Origin of the sequence: Streptomyces sp. NPDC047014, from assembly GCF_040644195.1 — a bacterium.
Lineage (GTDB): Bacteria > Actinomycetota > Actinomycetes > Streptomycetales > Streptomycetaceae > Streptomyces.
Genome location: NZ_JBEYVX010000032.1, coordinates 1 through 19088, shown reverse-complemented (window position 1 = coordinate 19088; position 19088 = coordinate 1). Strand labels below are relative to the sequence as shown.

The 19088-nt window shown below is 73.9% G+C and carries 17 protein-coding genes; 3 read left to right on the top strand and 14 right to left on the bottom strand.

Annotated elements, in window-relative coordinates; genetic code table 11:
• Positions 1-11 precede the first annotated feature (11 nt).
• The 14 genes from ABZ873_RS19040 to ABZ873_RS18975 form a co-directional block, all read right to left on the bottom strand.
• A complete protein-coding gene (locus ABZ873_RS19040) occupies positions 12-992 on the bottom strand; it encodes an oligopeptide/dipeptide ABC transporter ATP-binding protein (RefSeq protein ID WP_360872968.1) in 981 nt (326 codons plus the stop codon).
• The gene (locus ABZ873_RS19035; RefSeq protein WP_360872966.1) at positions 989-1987 is read right to left on the bottom strand and encodes an ABC transporter ATP-binding protein; all 999 of its coding nucleotides are present in this window, start codon (positions 1985-1987) and stop codon (positions 989-991) included. The genes ABZ873_RS19040 and ABZ873_RS19035 overlap by 4 nt, the downstream gene beginning before the upstream one ends.
• On the bottom strand, positions 1987-2973 hold the full coding sequence (locus ABZ873_RS19030; RefSeq protein ID WP_360872963.1) for an ABC transporter permease: 987 nt from the start codon (positions 2971-2973) through the stop codon (positions 1987-1989). Before ABZ873_RS19030 ends, ABZ873_RS19035 begins: the two co-directional genes overlap by 1 nt.
• Entirely contained in the window at positions 2970-3941 is a 972-nt protein-coding gene (locus tag ABZ873_RS19025; protein WP_360872960.1) for an ABC transporter permease, read from the bottom strand. The genes ABZ873_RS19030 and ABZ873_RS19025 overlap by 4 nt, the downstream gene beginning before the upstream one ends.
• 20 nt (positions 3942-3961) lie before the next feature.
• Positions 3962-5704, bottom strand: a complete 1743-nt coding sequence (locus ABZ873_RS19020) for an ABC transporter substrate-binding protein (RefSeq protein ID WP_360872957.1) — start codon at positions 5702-5704, stop codon at positions 3962-3964.
• A gap of 170 nt (positions 5705-5874) precedes the next feature.
• Positions 5875-6585: a GntR family transcriptional regulator gene (locus ABZ873_RS19015; protein WP_360872954.1), complete on the bottom strand. Its 711-nt coding sequence runs from the start codon at positions 6583-6585 to the stop codon at positions 5875-5877.
• Positions 6586-6669: 84 nt separating this feature from the next.
• A complete protein-coding gene (locus ABZ873_RS19010; protein WP_360872951.1) occupies positions 6670-7608 on the bottom strand; it encodes an ornithine cyclodeaminase family protein in 939 nt (312 codons plus the stop codon).
• Between the two features lie 104 nt (positions 7609-7712).
• Positions 7713-8732, bottom strand: coding sequence for a proline racemase family protein (locus ABZ873_RS19005; RefSeq protein ID WP_360872948.1), 1020 nt, complete (start codon positions 8730-8732; stop codon positions 7713-7715).
• On the bottom strand, positions 8729-9733 hold the full coding sequence (locus tag ABZ873_RS19000) for a proline racemase family protein (protein WP_360872945.1): 1005 nt from the start codon (positions 9731-9733) through the stop codon (positions 8729-8731). Before ABZ873_RS19000 ends, ABZ873_RS19005 begins: the two co-directional genes overlap by 4 nt.
• 17 nt (positions 9734-9750) lie before the next feature.
• On the bottom strand, positions 9751-10671 hold the full coding sequence (locus ABZ873_RS18995) for a dihydrodipicolinate synthase family protein (RefSeq protein WP_360872943.1): 921 nt from the start codon (positions 10669-10671) through the stop codon (positions 9751-9753).
• Positions 10672-10746: 75 nt separating this feature from the next.
• Positions 10747-12240: an NAD(P)/FAD-dependent oxidoreductase gene (locus ABZ873_RS18990; RefSeq protein WP_360872940.1), complete on the bottom strand. Its 1494-nt coding sequence runs from the start codon at positions 12238-12240 to the stop codon at positions 10747-10749.
• Positions 12221-12532 carry a (2Fe-2S)-binding protein gene (locus ABZ873_RS18985; protein WP_360872937.1) on the bottom strand — a complete coding sequence of 104 codons (312 nt, stop codon included), beginning with the start codon at positions 12530-12532 and terminating at the stop codon, positions 12221-12223. Before ABZ873_RS18985 ends, ABZ873_RS18990 begins: the two co-directional genes overlap by 20 nt.
• Positions 12532-13728 (bottom strand): FAD-dependent oxidoreductase, encoded by a 1197-nt coding sequence (locus tag ABZ873_RS18980; RefSeq protein ID WP_360872934.1) that lies wholly within the window; start codon positions 13726-13728, stop codon positions 12532-12534. The genes ABZ873_RS18985 and ABZ873_RS18980 overlap by 1 nt, the downstream gene beginning before the upstream one ends.
• A gap of 81 nt (positions 13729-13809) precedes the next feature.
• A complete protein-coding gene (locus tag ABZ873_RS18975) occupies positions 13810-16197 on the bottom strand; it encodes a collagenase (RefSeq protein WP_360872931.1) in 2388 nt (795 codons plus the stop codon).
• A 174-nt stretch (positions 16198-16371) separates the two neighbouring features.
• Here ABZ873_RS18975 and ABZ873_RS18970 point away from each other — a divergent pair, with 174 nt between their 5' ends.
• Genes ABZ873_RS18970 through ABZ873_RS18960 form a run of 3 tightly spaced genes read left to right on the top strand, consistent with a single transcriptional unit; the run spans position 16372 to position 19028 of the window.
• On the top strand, positions 16372-17760 hold the full coding sequence (locus ABZ873_RS18970; RefSeq protein WP_360872929.1) for an aminopeptidase P family protein: 1389 nt from the start codon (positions 16372-16374) through the stop codon (positions 17758-17760).
• A 55-nt stretch (positions 17761-17815) separates the two neighbouring features.
• Complete coding sequence (locus ABZ873_RS18965) at positions 17816-18418, top strand: TetR/AcrR family transcriptional regulator (RefSeq protein ID WP_360872926.1); 603 nt, start codon at positions 17816-17818, stop codon at positions 18416-18418.
• On the top strand, positions 18408-19028 hold the full coding sequence (locus ABZ873_RS18960) for a hypothetical protein (RefSeq protein ID WP_360872924.1): 621 nt from the start codon (positions 18408-18410) through the stop codon (positions 19026-19028). Before ABZ873_RS18965 ends, ABZ873_RS18960 begins: the two co-directional genes overlap by 11 nt.
• Positions 19029-19088: the final 60 nt, after the last annotated feature.

The following is a 19088-nucleotide window of genomic DNA, read 5'->3' as shown; positions in this document are numbered from 1 at the left end:
CGTGATCCCCGTCAGTCACCCGGGAAGTGACAGGCCACCTCGCGCGAGGCGGCGGGCCGCAGGAGCGGGCGCTCCGTCCGGCAGATCTCCCGCGCCTTCGGGCAGCGCGGGTGGAAGGAGCAGCCCGGAGGGGGAGCGGCCGGGCTCGGCGGGTCACCGAGCAGCACGATCCGCTCCCGCCGCCGCTCCGCCGCCGGGTCCGGCAGCGGTACGGCGGACAGCAGCGCCCGGGTGTAGGGGTGCTGGGGGTTCTCGTAGAGGGAGCGCTTGTCCCCGATCTCGACGATCCGGCCGAGGTACATGACGGCGACCCGGTCGCTGACCCGCTTGACCACCGACAGGTCGTGCGCGATGAACACGTAGGCCAGGCCCAGTTCGCCGCGCAGCCGCTCCATCAGGTTGACGATCTGCGCCTGGACGGAGACGTCCAGCGCGGAGACCGGCTCGTCGGCGACGATCAGCCGGGGGCTGGTGGACAGCGAGCGGGCGATGCCGATGCGCTGGGCCTGTCCCCCGGAGAACTCGTGCGGATAGCGGTCGATGTGCTCGGGGATCAGCCCGACGAGCTCCATCAGCTCGGCGGCCCGGCGGCGCGCGTCGGCCGCGCTCCAGCCCCGTACCAGCAGCGGGTCGGAGATGATGCGGGCCACGGTCTGGCGGGGGTTGAGCGAGGAGTGCGGGTCCTGGAAGACCATCTGGAGGTCCGTGCGCAGGGGGCGCAGGGCCGCCTGGGAGAGCCGGCTGATGTCCTTCCCGTCGAAGGCGATCCGGCCTGCGGTGGGTTGCAGCAGCCGGACGAGCATCCGGCCGGTGGTGGACTTCCCGCAGCCCGACTCCCCGACCAGACCGAGGGTGCGGCCGGCCTCCAGGTCGAAGGAGACCCCGTCGACGGCGCGCACGGGCGCCCCCCGGCGCCCGGTCGCGGAGCGTTTCCCGGGGAAGGTCATGGTCAGGTCCTGTACGGACAGCAGCGGTGCGGCGGTCTGGTTCATCGGGCCGCCTCCTGGGCGGTACGGGCCCCGGCGAAGTGGCAGGCCACCGTCCGCCCGGGGCCGTCCCCGTACGCGGCGGGCTCGGGCCGTACCTCGGCGCAGCGCGCGGCGGCCAGCGGGCAGCGGGGGGCGAAGGCGCAGCCCGGGGCCGGGGCCAGCAGGGAGGGCGGGGAGCCGGGGATGGAGGGGAGCGGGGCGTCGTCGGCGGTGTCGAGGCGGGGCAGGGAGTCGAGCAGCCCGCGGGTGTAGGGGTGGGCCGGATCGGAGAAGAGCGCGTCGACGGGGGCCTGTTCGGCGGCCCGGCCGCCGTACATGACCAGGACCTCGTGGGCGACGCGGGCGACGACCCCCAGGTCATGGGTGATCATCACGACGCCGAGGCCACGCTCCTGCTGGATCCGGGCGATGAGCTCCAGGATCTGCGCCTGCACCGTGACGTCGAGGGCGGTGGTCGGCTCGTCCGCGATCAGCAGGTCGGGTTCGCAGGCCAGGGCCATGGCGATCATCACACGCTGGCGCATGCCGCCGGAGAACTGGTGGGGGTACTCCCCCGCCCGGCGGCCCGGTTCCGGGATGCCGACCTCGCCGAGCATGTCGACGGCGCGGCGGCGGGCGGCGGCTCGCCCGGCCCGGAAGTGCACGCGGTGGTGCTCGGCGATCTGCTCGCCGACGGTGTAGTAGGGGTGGAGGCTGGACAGCGGGTCCTGGAAGATCATGGCCATGCGGCGGCCGCGGACGGCGGCGAGTTCGCGCTCGGACAGGCCGGTCAGCTCCCGCCCGTCGAGGGCGACGGAGCCGCCGACCTCGACGGCGCCGCGGTGCAGGCCCATGACGGCGAGCGAGGTGACGGACTTGCCGGAGCCGGATTCCCCGACGATGCCCAGGGTGCGGCCGGCCTCCACGGTGAAGCCGACGGAGTCGACGGCCCGGACGGCGCCCCGGGGCGTGGTGAAGGTGACCCTCAGGTCGGTCACGGCGAGGAGCGGTGCGGCCATCAGTACCTCACTCTCGGGTCGATGACGGCGTACAGGAGGTCGACGAGCAGGTTGGCGACGACGATGAAGAAGGCGGCGAGCAGGGTGACCCCGAGCACCACGGGCTGGTCGGAGCTGACGAGCGCGCCGTAGAACAGCCGCCCGACACCGGGCAGTCCGAAGATGGACTCGGTGATGACGGCGCCGGCGAGCAGGCCGCCGAGGTCCATGCCGAAGATGGTCAGGATGGGCGTCATCCCGGAGCGCAGGCCGTGCTTGACGACGACGGTGCGCTCCGGCATGCCCTTGGCGCGTGCGGTACGGATGTACGGCTCGGCCATCGCCTCGATCATCGAGCCGCGGCTCTGGCGGGCGTACATGGCGGCGTAGAGCAGGGCGAGCGCGGTCCAGGGCAGGAGCAGGTTGGTGGCCCAGCCGAGGGGGTTCTCGGTGAACGCCTGGTAGCTGGGGTAGGGCAGCAGACCGGCGATGCGGATCACGCCGTAGATGAGCAGGACGGAGGTGAAGTAGACGGGCAGGGAGGCGGCGGCGACGGCTCCGACCATCAGCGCGCGGTCCGTGGCGGTGTCCTTGCGCAGGGCGGCGGTGACGCCCGCGCCGAGGCCGAGGACCAGCCACAGCACGGCGGCGCCGAGGGCGAGGGAGGCGGAGACGGGGAGCCGGTCCATCAGCAGGTCCCACACGGGCAGCGAGCTCTCGTAGGAGTAGCCCAGGCACGGGAAGGCGCAGTCGACGGCGTAGGGGCCGGTGCCGAGGGTGCGGCCGGTGAAGATGCCGGTGAGGAAGTCGCCGAACTGCTTCCACAGCGGCTGGTCGAGCCCGAGGTGCTGGCGTACGTCGGCCAGGCGCTCGGCGCTGCAGGTCTTGCCGCAGGCGGCGGCCGCCGGGTCGGAGGGCAGGACGTAGAAGATGAGGAAGGTGACGGCCGCGATGGCGAGGAGTACGCCGGCCAGGGCGAGCAGCCGGCGGGCGAGGTAGGCGATCATGTGCGGCCGCCCCGGGGGTCGAGGATGTCGCGCAGGGCGTCGCCGAGCAGGGTGAAGGCGAGCACGGCGAGGAAGAGGAAGAGGCTGGGGATGACGAAGTACATGGGGTCGGTCTCGTAGTAGGCCACGGACTCGGCGATCATCTGGCCCCAGGAGGGGGTGGGCGGGCGGACGCCGACGCCGAGGTAGCTGAGGGCGGCCTCGGTGCTGATCATCCCGGGGATGAGCAGGGTGGTGTAGGCGATGACGGGGCCCGAGACGCCGGGCAGGATTTCGCGGGTGAGGATCCGCCAGGGGCCGGAGCCGCCCACGCGGGCGGCGTCGACGTACTCGCGGTGTTTGAGGGAGAGGGTCTGGCCGCGGACCACGCGGGCGACGCCGGGCCAGCCGAAGACGCCGATGACGGCGGTCATCAGGAGGATCCGGTTGACGTCCTTGGCCACGGACAGCAGGGCGATCATGAAGATGAGGGAGGGGAAGGACATGGTCAGGTCCATCAGCCGGGACAGGACGGCGTCGGTGCGGCCGCCGAAGTAGCCCGCGGCGATCCCGGCGGCGGTGCCCGCGGCCACCACGATGGCGGTGGCCGCGAAGGCGATCAGCAGGGAGACTTGCGCGCCGTGCACCACGCGGGCGAACAGGTCGCGGCCGGTGACCGGTTCCACGCCGAACCAGTGGTCGGAACTGATCCCGCCGAGGGCGCCGAGCGGCTGGCCGCCGAGGTACGGGTCGACCGCGCTCTTGTCGAACTCGTGCGGGGACCAGCCCCCGAGGGCTCCCAGCCAGGGCGCGGTGACGGCCATCAGGACGAAGAGCAGGACGACGCCGAGGCTGACGCGGACGGCGGGGCGGCGGCCCAGCTCCCGGCGGGCGAGCTGCCAGGGGCTGCTGCCGGGCGCTGCCGCGGACCGGGCCGGGGCCGCGGGCGGTGCGGGCGGCGGGGCCGGGGTCGGGGCGGTGGTGGTCATGGTGGCGGGCTCCGGCTTCCTCAGCCCTGGCTCTTCGCCGGGTCCTTGAGCCCGACGGTGGCGTAGTCGACGGTGCCGGTCCAGACGGGGTGGCCGAAGGCTCCGGCGATGTTGGTGCCGACGAGCAGCGGCTTGCGCTCCAGCAGCAGCGGGACGTTGGGGGACTTGGCCATGAGTGCCGCGTCGAGGTCGATCCACGCCTGGTTGGCCTGCTTGGCGTCGGCCATGGCGTTGATCTCGTCGATCCGCTTCATGGTCTCCTCGTCGCGGAACTGGCTGTAGTTGCCCTGGTTGCCCTTCTCCTTGATGGTGCGGCCGTCGAAGACGAAGGGGATCCAGGTGGAGCCGGAGGGGTAGTCGGGGCACCAGCCGGTGAGGGTCATGTCGGGGGTGGTGGACAGGTCCCCGATGACGTCGTAGTAGGCGCCCGGGTCGACGGTGTCGATGACCACCTCGACCCCGGCGCGGGACAGGCCCTGCTGGATGGCCTCGGCCTTGCCCTTGTCGCCGGTGGAGACGGCGAGGGAGACCTTCAGGCGCTCCTTCCCGGCGGCCTTGAGGAGTTCCTTGGCCTTGTCCGGGTCGCCGGCCGGCGCGATCTTGAGGGTGTCGGCCTGCTTGCCGCCGGAGAGGGCCGGGGGGAGGTAGGCGGTGGCGACCTCGTTGAGGGCGGGGCCGCCGCCCGCGGTGATGACGGCCTCCTTGTCGACGGCGTACTGCATGGCCTGGCGGACCCTGGGGTCGTCGAAGGGGGCGCGGGAGTTGTTGAGGTGCAGCATCTCGGTACAGCCCTGGGACTCGGCGAGCAGCCGGGACTTGACCTCGGGCTTGGGGAGCACCTTGGGGGCGCTCTCGGGGCGCATGTCGGAGTACTGGACGGCTGAGGCGTCGGCGCCCTCGCCCGCGATGATCCGGTCGTCGATCTGGCCGCCCTTGAGGCCCATGACGACCACGAACCGGTCCGGGTACGCCTTGCGGACGGTGTCGGTGGCGGGGTCCCAGTGCTCGTTGCGGACGAGGACCAGCTTCTTGTCGCGGTCGTAGGACTCGATCCGGTACGGGCCGGAGGAGAAGGGGCGGGCGTCGTACTGGGTGCCCTTCTCCTGGGACGGGGGCACCGGGGCGAAGGTGGGGAGGGTGGCGGTCGCGGAGAACTCGGCGACGGGACGCTTGAGTTCGAAGACGATCGTGCGGTCGTCGGGGGTCTTCACCGAGTCGAGGTGCTGCCCCTGGAGGGGGCCCTTGTAGCCCTCGGTGCGGGCCAGGTACTGGGCGGCGTAGTCGGGGCCGCCGGTGAGGTCGGGGGCGAAGGAGCGCTCGACGTTGTACTTGATGTCCTGGGCCTTCACCGGGGTGCCGTCCTCGTACTTCACGCCCTCCTTGAGGGTGAAGGTCCAGGTGCGGCCGCCGTCGGAGGGGGTGCCGAGGTCGGTGGCGAGATCGGGGACCAGCTCGCTGCCGGCCTTGCCGGGCTCGGCCTTGAAGGTGACGAGGGTGCGGTAGAGCAGCCGGGTGCCGAAGTCCATGGTCGGCATCACCCAGTTGCGGGCGGGGTCGAGGTGGGCGAAGTCCTGGTTCGACAGGACGGTGAGGGTGCCGCCCCTGACCGGGGTGCCGCCGAGGATCTTGCCGTCGTTGGCGGCGGCGGGGTTGGCGCCGCCGTTGCCCGCGGAGCCCTTCGTGGTGCCGGAGCAGCCCGAGGCACCGAGGACGAATGCAGCCACGAGGGTGGTGGCGAGGGCGAGTTGGGTGCGCTTGGTCATGGGGTCACTCACTCCAGGGAAGGACACGCTCTGCGATGTGACCGGTAACATAGTAATGTGAAATTGCACTGACAAGAGGGTGGAGCCGACGTTATCCAGCCGTGTCCAAATCCCTTGCCACCGGCCCGGGTTGAACCGGGCCGGCGGTGTGCGAGGGCGCGCGGAGGGGGCTAGCGGACCGCTCCCAGACCGCCCGCCGGGCGGCCCACCGGCTCGTCGCGGCCCTGGGCCCAGAGCGAGCGGACATGCCCGAGGTGGCGGAGCATGCACGCCTCCGCCGCTTCCGCGTCACCACTGATCATCAGGTCCAGCAGCTCCAGGTGCTCCTCGGCGGAGGAGACCAGCTTGCCCGCCTCGTCGAGCCCGGTCAGCCCGTACAGCCGGGAGCGCTTGCGCAGGTCGCCGACGGTCTCCACCAGCCGCTCGTTGCCCGCGAGGGCCAGCAGGGTGAGGTGGAAGCGGCGGTCGGCCTCCAGGTAGCCGATGAGGTTGTGCTCGCGGGCGCTGGTGACGATCTCCTGCGCGATCGGGCGCAGTTCCTCCAGCTGCTCGGCCGTGGCCGACTTCGTGATCCGGCCGATGGTCGGCACCTCGATCATCGTGCGCAGCTCGGTGTACTGGTCGAGGTCGCGCTCGCTGACCTCGGTGATACGGAAGCCCTTGTTCCGGACGGGCTCGACCAGGCCCTCGCGCGCGAGGTCGAGCATGGCCTCGCGGACCGGAGTGGCGGAGACGCCGAGCTCGGCCGCGAGGCCGGGGGCGGAGTAGACGCTGCCGGGGCGCAGCTCACCTGCTATCAGCGCGGCCCGCAGGGCGTGGCCGACCTGGTCGCGGAGGCGTTCCTGGGCCTTGATGAGACTGTGCTGCTTCAGGTCACCCATGACGATTCCTCCGAGGCCCTTTTCACCTGCCGACTTCACCTGCCGACGAGCAGAGCACCAGCGTACAATGTCACGTTGCGCTGCTCATACGGCGGCGGCCTCGTACAGCGCCACCGCCACGACAAGATCCTCCCAGGCCATGCCCACACTCTTGAAGAGCTGTGGACAACCGCGCTCCCTTCCGCCGCGCTCCTCTCCGCCCCGCTCCCCTCCCCCGGGCAGCCGTCCGGTGACCAGGTCCGCGAGCGTGCCGGTGATACGGCCCGCCCCGAAGGCCCCCTCCGCCTCCGGGACGAGCAGATCACCGGCCTCCCGCAGCGCCGCCGCCCGCGACTCCACGTACACCGCCGAACGTCGCACGAGGGCGGTGTCGGTCTCCCGGGCCGTCGGCTCGTGCGATCCGACGGCGACGACCACCGCGTCCGCCCGTACCAGCCGCCCGTCGAAGAGCGGTTCGCGGGCGGTGGTGCAGCAGACCACCAGATCCGCCCCGGCCACCTCCTCGGGCCGGCCCGTCCGGGCGGCCGGGCCCCGCCCCCGGGCGTACGCGGCGAGGGCTTCGGCCCGCTCCGGGTCCCGGCCGACCACCACCACCTCGGCCAGCTCCCGTACGGCGAGGATCGCGTCGAGGTGACCGCGGGCCTGCGGGCCGGAGCCGAAGAGCACCAGCCGCAACGGCCGCCCCCACGGGGCGAGATGGCGCAGGGCCAGGGCGGAGACGGCCGGGGTGCGCAGGGCGGTGAGCGCGGCCCCGTCCAGCAGGGCCAGCGGCCGCAGGGTGGGGCCGTCCAGCAGCAGGTAGGAGCCGGTGATCCGGGGCAGCCCGCGGGCGGTGTTCCCGGGCGCGACCCCGGCGATCTTCACTCCGGCGTACGCCCCCGACGCGGCCGGCATCAGCAGCAGTTCGCCCCCGCCGGGGACGGCGATCGCCGAGCGCGGCGGGCAGTGCTCCGGGTCGAGGCCGCCGCGCAGGGCGGTGGCCAGCGCGTCGGCGGCCGCGGCCGGGGTGAGCAGTGCGGCCATGGCCTCCGCCCCGATCTGCGGCGTCGGGCCGGCCGTCCGGGCCGTCGCGGTCCTCGCCGTAGCGGTCCTCGCCGTAGCGGTCCGGGCCTTCGCGGTCCGGGCCCTCACAGCAGGAACCCGGTACCGAGGGAGTCCTGCGGGTCCAGGAGGAAGGTGTGCTCGCCGGTGCGGTAGGCGGTGCCGGTGACCTCGGTGATCCCGCCCTCCAGGATCCGGCCGGTGAAGACGGTGCCGGTGACGGACTCGTGCAGCAGGTCCTCCTCCGGGCCGAGCCTGCCGTCGGCCGCGAGCAGCGCGAGCCGGGTGGAGGTGCCCGAGCCGCAGGGCGAGCGGTCGACCTGCCCGTCGGCGAAGACGGTGACATTGCGCTGGTGCGGCCCGAAGGGGGTGCCGGGCAGCTCCTCGTACAGGATCACCCCGTACACCCCCGAGAGCAGCGCGCCGTCCGGGTGCCAGGTGGCGGGGTGGGTGGCGAGGGCCGCCCGCACCTCCTGGCCGGCCCGGACCAGCGCGGGCAGTGCGGCCCGCGAGAGGTCCAGGCCGAGATCGGCGGCGCGGACGGAGGCGTAGCAGGCCCCGGCGTGGGCGATGTCGGCCTCGGCCAGTCCGAGGGAGGTGGCGACGGGCACCTTGCGGGCGGCCACCCGGGCGGGGACGTTGCGGAAGGTGATCCCGGTGGTGCGGCCGCCGGCCCGGTGCACGGTGGCGGTGACCCGCCCCGACGGTACGTCGATCCGCACGGGCACGTCCCCGTCGTCCGGGGCGGCCACGCGGCCGGTGTCGACGGCCCAGGCGCCGAGGGCCATCGTGCCGTGGCCGCAGGCCGTGGACCAGCCGTCCTTGTGCCAGAACAGCACGCCGAAGTGGGCCCCGTCGTCGTCGGGCGGCACCACGAACCCGCCGTACATCCCCGCGTGCCCGCGCGGCTCCCGCACCAGCAGCCGCCGTACGTCGTCCAGGGCGCCCCGGCGCGGCGCGGTGCCCGATCCGCCGGGGCCGACGGCGGTGGCGCAGCGCTCGGCGACGGTGTCCCCCGGGGCGGGCGGCAGGCCCGCGTCGGCGCCGTCGACGATCCGGAAGGGCTCGCCGGCGGTGTGGTAGTCCACCGTTCGGACGGTGATCACAGGAGGAAGCCTCCGGGGAAGGGGTCGGACGGGTCGAGGAAGTACTGGGCGGTGCCGGTGATCCAGGCCCGGCCGGTGACGGTGGGCACCACGGCGGGCCGTCCGCCGACGGTGGTCTCCGCGAGGAGCCGGCCGGTGAACTCGGTGCCGATGAAGGACTCGTTCACGAAGTCGGTACCGAGGCCGAGGAGGCCGCGGGCGTGCAGCTGGGCCATGCGCGCGCTGGTGCCCGTACCGCAGGGTGAGCGGTCGAACCAGCCGGGGTGGATGGCCATGGCGTGCCGGGAGCGGCGGGCGTCGGAGCCGGGGGCGGCGAGGTAGACGTGCTTGACCCCGGCGATGGAGGGGTTCTCGGGGTGGACGGGCCGGTCGGGGCCGGAGTTGATGGCGTCCATGACGGCGAGTCCGGCGGCCAGCAGCTCGTCCTTGCGGGCCCGGTCAAAGGGCAGGCCGAGGGAGTCGAGGTCGACGAAGGCGTAGAAGTTGCCGCCGTAGGCCAGGTCGTAGGTGAGCGTGCCGTAGCCGGGCACCTCGGCCTTGAGGTCGAGACCGACGCTGAACGAGGGGACGTTGGTGAGGGTGACGGCGGTGGCCGCCCCGTCCGCCACCTGGACGTCGACGCTCACCAGCCCGGCCGGGGTGTCGAGCCGGACGGTGGTGACCGGCTCGACGACGGGCACCATGCCGGTCTCGACCAGGACGGTGGCCACCCCGATGGTGCCGTGACCGCACATGGGCAGCAGGCCGGACACCTCGATGTAGAGCACGCCGTAGTCGGCGTCGGGGCGGGTGGGGGGCTGCAGGACGGCGCCGCTCATCGCGGAGTGGCCGCGCGGCTCGTACATGAGCAGGGTCCGGATCCGGTCCAGGTGCTCGATGAAGTGGAGCCGCTTCTCGGCCATGGTGGCGCCGGGGATCACCCCGACTCCCCCGGTGATGACCCGGGTCGGCATGCCCTCGGTGTGCGAGTCCACCGCGTGGTAGACGTGACGCGTACGCATGGAGTCCCCCGGATCGGTTAGTTGAGGCCCTCGGCGAGGGCCTTCTCGGTGGCGGCGCGGACGGCGGCCTCGGTCTCGCCGGTGAGCGGGAGGCGCGGCGGGCGGGTGGGGCCGCCGGGGCGGCCGGCCAGGTCCATGGAGAGCTTGATGGCCTGCACGAATTCGGTCTTGGAGTCCCAGCGCAGGAGGGAGTGCAGGGACTTGTAGAGCGGCAGCGCGGTGTCGAGGTCCCCGGCGACGGCGGCCCGGTAGAGGGTGGCGCAGGCGCGGGGCAGGGCATTGGGGTAGCCGGCGATCCAGCCGACGGCGCCCGCGAGGGCCAGTTCGAGGAGGACGTCGTCGGCGCCGATCAGCAGGTCCAGGCCCGGGGCCAGTTCGGCGATCTCGTAGGCGCGGCGGACGTCCCCGCTGAACTCCTTCACGGCGACGACGGAGCCGTCGGCGTGCAGCCGGGCGAGGAGGGCCGGGGTGAGGTCCACCTTGGTGTCGATGGGGTTGTTGTAGGCGACGACGGGCAGCCCGGCGCGGGCCACCTCGGCGTAGTGGGCGCGTACGGCCTCCTCGTCGGCCCGGAAGGCGTTGGGCGGCAGGAGCAGGACGGAGCCGGCGCCCGCCTCGGCGGCCTGGTCGGCCCAGCGGCGGGCCTCGGCGCTGCCGTAGGCGGCGACGCCGGGCATGACGCGGTCGCCGTCGCCCGCCGCCTCGACGGCGGTGCGGACGACGCGGGCCCGCTCCTCCTCGGTGAGGGTCTGGTACTCCCCGAGGGAGCCGTTGGGGACCACGCCGTCGCAGCCGTTGGCGATCAGCCAGGCCACGTGCTCGGCGTACGCGTCGTAGTCGACGCTCCGGTCCTCGCGCAGCGGGAGCGCGGTGGCGACCATGATGCCGTGCCAGGGGCGGGTGCGGGTGCGGGGCGCGGGGGTGTGCGCGTGGGTCATGTGACAGCTCCCTTATGTGGTGTGTGACATTTTACTAGCGGGTGCGGAACGGCCACAAGGGCCGGGACACCCCGATCAGCGGTCGGCGGCCGGGAGTTCGGCCAGCCGGCCCAGCGGGACCGGGCAGGAGAGGGGCCGCCGGTCCGCCGCCGGCTCCACCCCGGCCAGGGCGGCCACGGCCGCACCGCACATCCGGCCCTGGCACCACCCCATTCCGGCCCGGGTGAGCAGTTTGACCGTACGGGCGTCCCGCGCGCCGAGGTCCGCGACGGCCTCGCGGATCCGGCCGGCCGGGACCTCCTCGCAGCGGCAGACCACGGCGTCGTCCCGGAGCCAGCCGGTCCAGCCCGCGCCGGGGCGGTGCGCGGCGGCCATGGCGTCGGCGAAGGCGCGCAGCCGCGCGCGGCGGCGGCCGAGGCGGGCCACCTCGCGCGGGGCGGCCTGCGGGCGGCGGAGTTCGGCCGCGACGGAGTGCGCGGCCAGTTCCCCCTCCACCATGGCCAGTTGGGCTCCGCCGATGCCGCCCGTCTCCCCGGCGGACCAGATGCCGGGCACGGTGGTGCGCTGCCCGGCGTCGAGCTCCAGGGCGACGGTGGCGTCGGGGCAGGTGCGGGTGGCGCAGCCGAGCCCGGTGGCCAGTTCCAGCTGCGGCACGAGCCCGTGGCCGACGGCGAGCGCGTCGCACGGGATGCGGCGGGCGGTGCCGGGCAGCGGACGCCAGTCGCGGTCGAGCCGGGTCACGGTGACCGCCTCGACCCGGTCGGTGCCGTGGGCCTCGGTGACGGCGTGCCGGGTGAGCAGCCGGACCCGGTGGCGGGCCAGCGCCCCGCCGTGCACGGCGCCCTCGGCCAGCTTGCCGGGGTTGCGCAGCAGGGCCGGGACCTCGCCCGCGTACGCCGTGTAGGCGGCGGCCTCCACCACGGCGGGCACGGTGGCTCCGGCGGCGGCGAGGGAGCCGGCCACCGCGAGCAGCAGCGGCCCGCTCCCGGCGACGACCACCCGCCGGCCGGGCAGCACCAGGCCGCCCTTGAGCATGGCCTGCGCCCCGCCGGCCCCGACCACACCGGGCAGGGTCCAGCCGGGGAAGGGCAGCTGGCGTTCGTGGGCCCCGGTGGCGAGGAGCACGGCGCGGGCGGTGACCGTCGCGGCCCGCTCCTCGGGGGCGTGCCCGGCGAGCGCGTGCAGGGTCCAGCCGCCGTCCTCGTCCGGGACCACCGTCCACACGTGGTGCCCCGCGAGCCAGGTGATCCGCCCGGCCGACTCGTGTGCGCGCAGGGCGGCTTCGCGCCGGGCGAAGGCGGACCAGCCGTGGTGCAGCGCCTCGGGCCGGGCCGCGCCGAGGCCGGGCGCGGGGTGGCGGTAGTACTGCCCGCCGGGCCGTTCGCCCGCGTCGAGCAGGGTGACGGCGAGGCCGAGCCCGGCGGCGGTGACGGCGGCGGCCAGCCCGGCCGGCCCGGCCCCGACGACCGCCAGGTCGGCCAAGCGGGGACCGCTCGCGGCGCCGGGCGGCGCGGCGGGGGACGGCGCGGCGGGGGACGGCGCGGCGGGGTCAGACGGCGAGGTCGGCATGGCCCGTTCCCTCCTGGGTGGTGACGGTGTCCCCGGGGCGGGCCGGGAGCAGGCAGGCGCGCTGGTTCGGGCGGCCGTTGACGGTGGCGAGGCAGTCGTAGCAGCTGCCGATCCCGCAGAAGGCCCCGCGCGGGGTGCCGCCCTCGCGGGTGGTGCGCCAGGCGAGGATGCCCGCGCTCCAGAGCACGGCGGCGACGCTCTGGCCCTCCTGCGCGGGCAGTTCCCGGCCGTCGAAGCCGATCGTGAAGCGGGCGGCCGGGCGGCCGCCCACCAGGGAGCGGGGGGTGCGCATCAGTCGGTCCTCCTCGGGACGGTCGCGGCGGGCCCCTCGCCGTCCTCGTCGCCCTCGCCTCCTTCGAAGCGCTCCGGGCGGAACGGGTGCGGGGGGAGCGGCGGTACGGAGCCGGTCAGGGCGGCGGTGATGAGCAGGCCCGTGGCGGGGGCCAGGCCGATGCCCGCGCCCTCGTGCCCGCAGGCGTGCAGCAGGCCGGGCCGGCGCGGGTCGGGGCCGATGGCCGGGAGGTGGTCCGGCAGGTAGGGGCGGAAGCCGTGGTAGGCGCGCAGCACCCGTACGTCCGCCAGTACGGGGAACAGCGCGGCGGCCTGGGCGGCCAGCCGGCGCAGCGCCTCGGTGGACAGGCTCCGGTCGAAGCCGACCCGTTCCCGGGTGGCGCCGATGAGCACCGGCCCCGAGGGGGTGCCCTCCACCACGGCGGAGGACTGGAGGGCGGCGGAGCCGCTGGCCACGTCCGCGATGTAGTCGGCGGCGTAGACCTTGTGCCGGACCAGCCGCGGCAGCGGCTCGGTCACCAGGACGAAGCCCCGGCGCGGCCGGACGGGCAGGGTGGTCCCGGCCAGCGCGGCGATCTGCCCGCCCCAGGTCCCGGCGGCGTTCACCACGGCGGGGGCGAGGAGTTCCCGGCGCGGGGTGCGGACCCCGCGTACGGTCTCGCCGTCCCGCAGGATCCGTGTGACCTCCTCCCCCGGGTACACCGCGGCCCCCGACAAGGCCAGCAGCCGGGCGGCCGCCTGCGCGGGCTGGACCTGGGCGTCCTGCCGGTAGTGGAAGCCGCCCGCGAGTCCCGGGGCCAGATGCGGCTCCAGGTCGTGCAGGGCGTGCGCGGGGACCTCGACCGCGTCCACCCCGGCGGCGCGCTGCCCTTCGGCGAACTGCCGCAGGGCCTTCACGGTGGCCTCGTCGGGGGCGACGACGAGGCCGCCCTTGGGCTCGTACTCGGTCTCCGGCGGGAGTACCGCGGCCAGTTCGGTCCACAGCCGGGCGGAGAGCAGCGCGAGGTCCAGCTCGGGGCCCGCCTCCTTGTCGGAGACGAGCAGGTTGCCCTCGCCGGCGCCGGTGGTGCCGCCCGCGACGGGGCCGCGGTCGACGACCGCCACGGAGAGTCCGGCGCGGGCCGCGTAGTAGGCGGTGGCCGCTCCGACGACGCCGGCGCCGATGATCACGGCGTCCAGGGAGTGTCTCTTGAGCACGGCAGTAATATGTCACATTCTTTAGAGGCTGCCCAGACCGGTCCCGCACCCTCCTCAGGCGCGGGACCGGTCCGGAGTCCGTCAGCTGCGCAGGGGTCCTTCGCAGCTGTAACCCGAGGTCGCCGCCGTCTTGTTGCTCCAGATCTCCAGGGGACCGAAGGAGCAGTTCATGTCGGCGAGGTTGTTGGAGGCGGCGCCCGCCCGGTCGAGGAGGAAGTAGTCGACCGTCTCCGACATGTCCTTGAAGTTCTGGTCGTCGTTGCGCCAGTTCTTCAGGTTCGCGGTGATCCGTCCGGTACAGGTGAAGCGCCGCTTGCCGGGGTCGCCGTTCTCCACGCAGTCGGGCGTGTTGTAGGTGGCCGTGGCGAAGGAGGACTTCACCGAGGCGAGCGCGGAGTCCCGCAGCCGCTCGTTGGGGGTGAAGGTGGTGTTCGGTACGAAGAGCTGGTCCACCTTGGCGATCTGCGCGTCCAGGAAGCGGTCGTAGGCGCGCTGGAGGTAGGTGTCGGCTCCCATCCGGTGGCGCCAGGCGTCGTAGGCGGCGACGTCGTTGGCCCGCAGGTGCGTGTACATCTCGCGCAGCAGGGTGGGCTTCTCGGTCCACAGGAACTCGAAGAAGGTGCCCGCGTAGCTGTAGAAGCGGAAGCCGTCGCCGTCGTAGGTGGCGTTCAGCAGCTGCTCGACGGTCATGCGCGGGCCGCCGCCGGCGGTGTCGCTGATGATGCTCTTCACCAGGGACTTGCGGACGGCGATGCCGTTGTCGCGGGTCGCGCCGTCGAAGAACTCGGCGGTGCCCTCGTCCATGGCGGTGGTCCGGTCGCCCTCGTACCAGGGGCCCTCGCCGAAGAAGCCGGGGACGGCGAAGCGGCCGTTCAGGTAGTGCGTGTACTCGTGGCGGAACAGCTCCTCCAGGGTGAGGGAGGAGTCCTGCGGGACGCGGCGCTGGTAGGTGTAGAAGGTGGCGCCGTTCTCGATGTAGATGCCGCCGTTGTTGGTGTCGTAGCCGGTCAGGATGGGGTGGTAGTTCACGTAGTCGGCGCGGGAGCCGTACAGGACGATGTTCAGGGTGGTGTTGGGGTCGCCCGCGAGCGGCTGGTCGGTGCCGAGCACCCGGTGGTACTGGGCCTTGACCTGCTTGCTGGCGTAGTAGAGCTGGTCGACGGTGGCGCGGTCCAGGGCGGTGCGGACCTTGATGGCGCCGTTGTCGTAGCTGTAGGTGTAGGGGAAGAGCTGCTTCTCGATGTCCTCCTTGCACACCCCGTACGGCTTGCACGCCTCGTAGACGTTGAGCCAGGAGACGAGCTTCGCCCAGGGCTCGCTGCCGGCGCCGAAAGCGGACTTGACCGGCCCCAGCATCCCGCCGAGGTCGGCGACGACCTGGTCCCGCAGGCCCGCGACCTGGCCGAAGCGGGCGTACTCGCTGAGGGCGTCGCGGACCACCCAGGCGTTGCCGGTGTCCTTGAGGTGGGTGTAGCCGGCGAAGGACTTGAAGACGGCGCGGTAGGAGGGGTCGGCGGCCACGGCGGCGTGGAAGGCCGCGTCCTGGTTGCCCGGGTAGACGCCGAGGTAGGAGACGGACAGCCCGGCGAGGGCGGCGCCCGCCCAGCCGGCGTCGTGGTGGGTGGCCGGGTGGGCCGGGTCCATGGTGGCCAGGACCTTCTTGATGAGGCCCAGCTGGTGCTGGCGCAGGCCCGGCGCGCTGCCCGCGTACAGGGCCTCGCGCAGGGTACGGGCGTTGCTCGGGGTGACGTCGAAGGTGCGGGCGGCGGCGCCGAAGTCGGCGATGGCGCGGCGCATGGCGTCGACGGTGGGGGCGTCGGTGACGTCGATCTCGGAGCGCGAGTAGTCGTGGTAGGCGACGGCGTGCAGGTAGGTGAACATCTCCTCCAGGTGGGAGGAGTTACGGCCGTCGTGGGCGGCGGCCAGGGCGGATATCCGGCGGGAGACGGCCTGGACGTGGGCGTCGGACATGACCGGGGCCAGGCGGGCGTCCCAGGTCCAGATGAGCCCGCGCAGGCAGCCGTCGGCCAGGACCGCCTGGTCGGCGAGGAAGTCGGCGAACTGCTCGGGGGTGAGGCGCGTGATCCCGTCGAGGGTGCAGGGGACGCCCGCGGCGACGCTCCTGGCGGTGGGCGCCTGCTTCGCGGTGCGGCCGCGCTTCTCCAGCTCCTGGGCGGACGCGGGGGTGGCGGCGGGGGACGCGCCGGGGACCTGGCCCGTGATGGCCTGCCCGCCGGGGGCGGGGGCGGGTACCGGGGTGGTGTCCCGGGGCTGGGCGTAGCGGTCGACCTCGTCGAACGGGTTCCCCGTGGGGCCGGCGGCCGCGGGGGCGGCGGCCCGCGCGCCGGCGAGCGTGGCCGGGACGGCGGACTCCGCGGCCTGCGTGGTGCCCTGGGCCGCGGTGGCGAGGAGGGTGACCGCCACGGCGGAGGCGAGAAGGGAAGAGCGCACTGCTCTGTGCTTGAGCACCGGGAACTCCTGTGTGGGGAGGGTGTGGTGGGGGGTGGTGCGTGAACTGCCCTGCGTCACACGGCGTTTGACGGGGATTAACGTGCCGCGGTGTGAGCTGTAACATAGTAATGTGAAATTGCACTGACAAGACCTGTGCGCTCACCAGTTCGCGTCTTTCCCGAAGGAGCTCGCGTGACCGACTCCCCCGCCTCCCTCAACACGGGCAGTCACGACCGCCCGGTCTCAGCGGAGTTGTCCCGTTTCATGGCGGGACACTGGGCCGCCTCCCCGCTGCCCGCCGCCGCACGCGTCCCCGGCCACGCCGTCACCCCGGCCCGCCGGGCCCGGCTCTCGGCCCGCTTCCCCGGCGAGCGGCTGATCGTCCCCGCCGGTGAGCTCACGGTCCGCTCCAACGACTGCGACCACCGCTTCCGCCCGCACAGCGCGTACGCCTGGCTGACCGGCCTGACCGGCGAGGACCAGGCGGGGCACGTCCTGGTCATGGAACCGTCCGGGCCGCACGCGCACGAGCCGGTGCTCTACCTGCGCCCGCGCTCGCCGCGCTCGGAGGGGGACGGCGAGTTCTACCGCGACCGCCGCTACGGGGAGTTCTGGGTCGGCCGCCGCCCCGACCTGGCCGAGGCCGAACGGCTCACCGGCATCCGCTGCGCACACCTGGACACGCTCGGCTCCCCGGACGGCCGCCACGCGGGCTCCGACGCGGCGCTCGCCGCCGCCCTGTCCGAACTGCGCCTGGTGAAGGACGCCTGGGAGGTGGAGCAGCTCCAGCTGGCCGTGGACCACACGACCGCGGGCTTCGAGGACGTCGTACGAGCCCTGCCGCGCGCCCTGGCGCACCCGCGCGGGGAGCGCTGGATCGAGGGGGTGTTCGGCCTGCGCGCCCGCGCCGAGGGCAACGGCACCGGCTACGAGACCATCGCCGCGTCGGGCGCCCACGCCTGCACCCTGCACTGGATCCGCAACGACGGCCGGCTGAACGGCGACGAACTGCTGCTGCTGGACGCGGGCGTGGAGACCGACACCCTCTACACGGCGGACATCACCCGCACCCTCCCGCTGTCCGGCCGCTTCTCCCCCGTCCAGCGGCAGGTGTACGAACTGGTCCTCGCCGCGCAGGAGGCGGGCATCGCCGCCCTGCGGCCGGGGGCGAGCTTCGGGGACTTCCACCGGGCCGGGATGCGGGTGATCGCGGAGGGCCTGACGGAATGGGGCGTCCTCAAGAACGCGGAGGGCGATCTGCACCGGCGGTACACCCTGTGCAGCAGCGGCCACATGCTGGGGCTCGACGTGCACGACTGCGCGAAGGCGCGGGCGGAGACGTACCTGGACGGGGTCCTGGAGGAGGGCCAGGTCCTGACGGTGGAGCCGGGCCTGTACCTCCAGCCCGACGACGAGACGCTGCCCGCGGAACTGCGGGGCATCGGGGTGCGCATCGAGGACGACCTCGTGATCACGGCGGACGGCGCCCGGCTGATGTCGGGGGCGCTGCCGCGGTCGGTGGCGGGGGTGGAGGAGTGGATGGGACGGCTGCTGGAGGGTGACGGCGGGGCGTTCCGCTAGAGCGGAGTGGTGGGGTGTACTGGTGGTACACCCCACTGGTGCGTATCATCGGGTCATGCCTCTTCCCCGTTTTGAACGGCTGCCCGTGGAGCGCCGGGAGCACATCCTGGGCGTAGCCCGCCGGCACTTCGCCGAGCACGGCGCCGAAGGCGCCTCGTACAACAAGATCATCGAGGCGGCCGGGGTCTCCAAGACCGCCGCCTACCACTACTTCGACGGCCGGGAGGACCTGCTCACGGCGGTGCTCGACGGGGTCCTCGGCCGACTGCTCGCCGCCCTCGGCCCCTGGCAACCGGCCCGCGACGCACGGGACTTCGCGGACCGGTTCGCCGCCGGTTCCGCCGCGCTCGGGGCCCATCTGGGGACCCACCCGGACGATCTCGCCCTCGCGGACGCGGCCGTCGGGCGGACCGGAGGCGAGCCCTGGCTCGGCTGGTTCGGCGCGCTGGTGACGGACGGCCGCCGGCTCGGGCTGATCCGTACGGAGGTGGACCACGGGCTGATGGTCGCGGCGACCGCCGCAGTCGTCCGGGCGGCCGATGGCTGGGCGCTGGCGCGGATGCGGGCGGGGGTGGAACCGCCGGAGGACGGCGGCCAGTTGTGGGTTCTCCTGTGCGGGCTGTGGGGCGGGGAGGGGGTGGCGGCCGATGCGGGCTGACCTGCGGATCTCGTGGGAGATACCGGAGACGCCGACGGGCTTCGCCGGGCGCCTCGAACGCTTCATGGGGCCGGGGAAGTCGCGCTCCGAGTCGGTGGTGGAGTCCGTCGGCCTGACCGGCTGCGCGGTGCTGCTGGCCGCCGGGCTGTGGGGCTCGGGGGCGGTGCGGGAGTGGTCGGCGGGGCAGGTGACGGTGGTCGCGCTGATGGGGCTCGACCTGGTGGGCGGAGTCCTGACCAATGCCACGAACGCCGCGAAGCGGTGGTACCACCGGGCGGATCCCGGGGCCCGGCGGGCCCGGCTGCTGTTCGTCTCCGCGCACCTGCTGCACCTGGGCGCGATGGGGCTGTACGTGCTGGGCGGCGACCTCGGCTGGACGGCGGGCAATGCCGTGCTGCTCCTCGGCGGGGCGATGGCGGTGGAGTACGCGCCGCTGCACCTGCGGCGGCCGGTGGCGATGGCCGCGCTGATGGCGGCGGTGCTGGTGAATCTGTTCTGGCTGCCGGTGGCGGTGGCACTCGCCTGGTTCGCGCCGCTGTTCTTCCTGAAACTGCTCGTCTGCCACCTGGTACCGGAGGCTCCGCTGGAGCGGGGGCGGCGTGCGGGGTGAGGGGGTGGCGGGGGCGCCGGGGGCACCGGGGGCGCCGGGGGCGCCGGGGGCGCCGGGGGC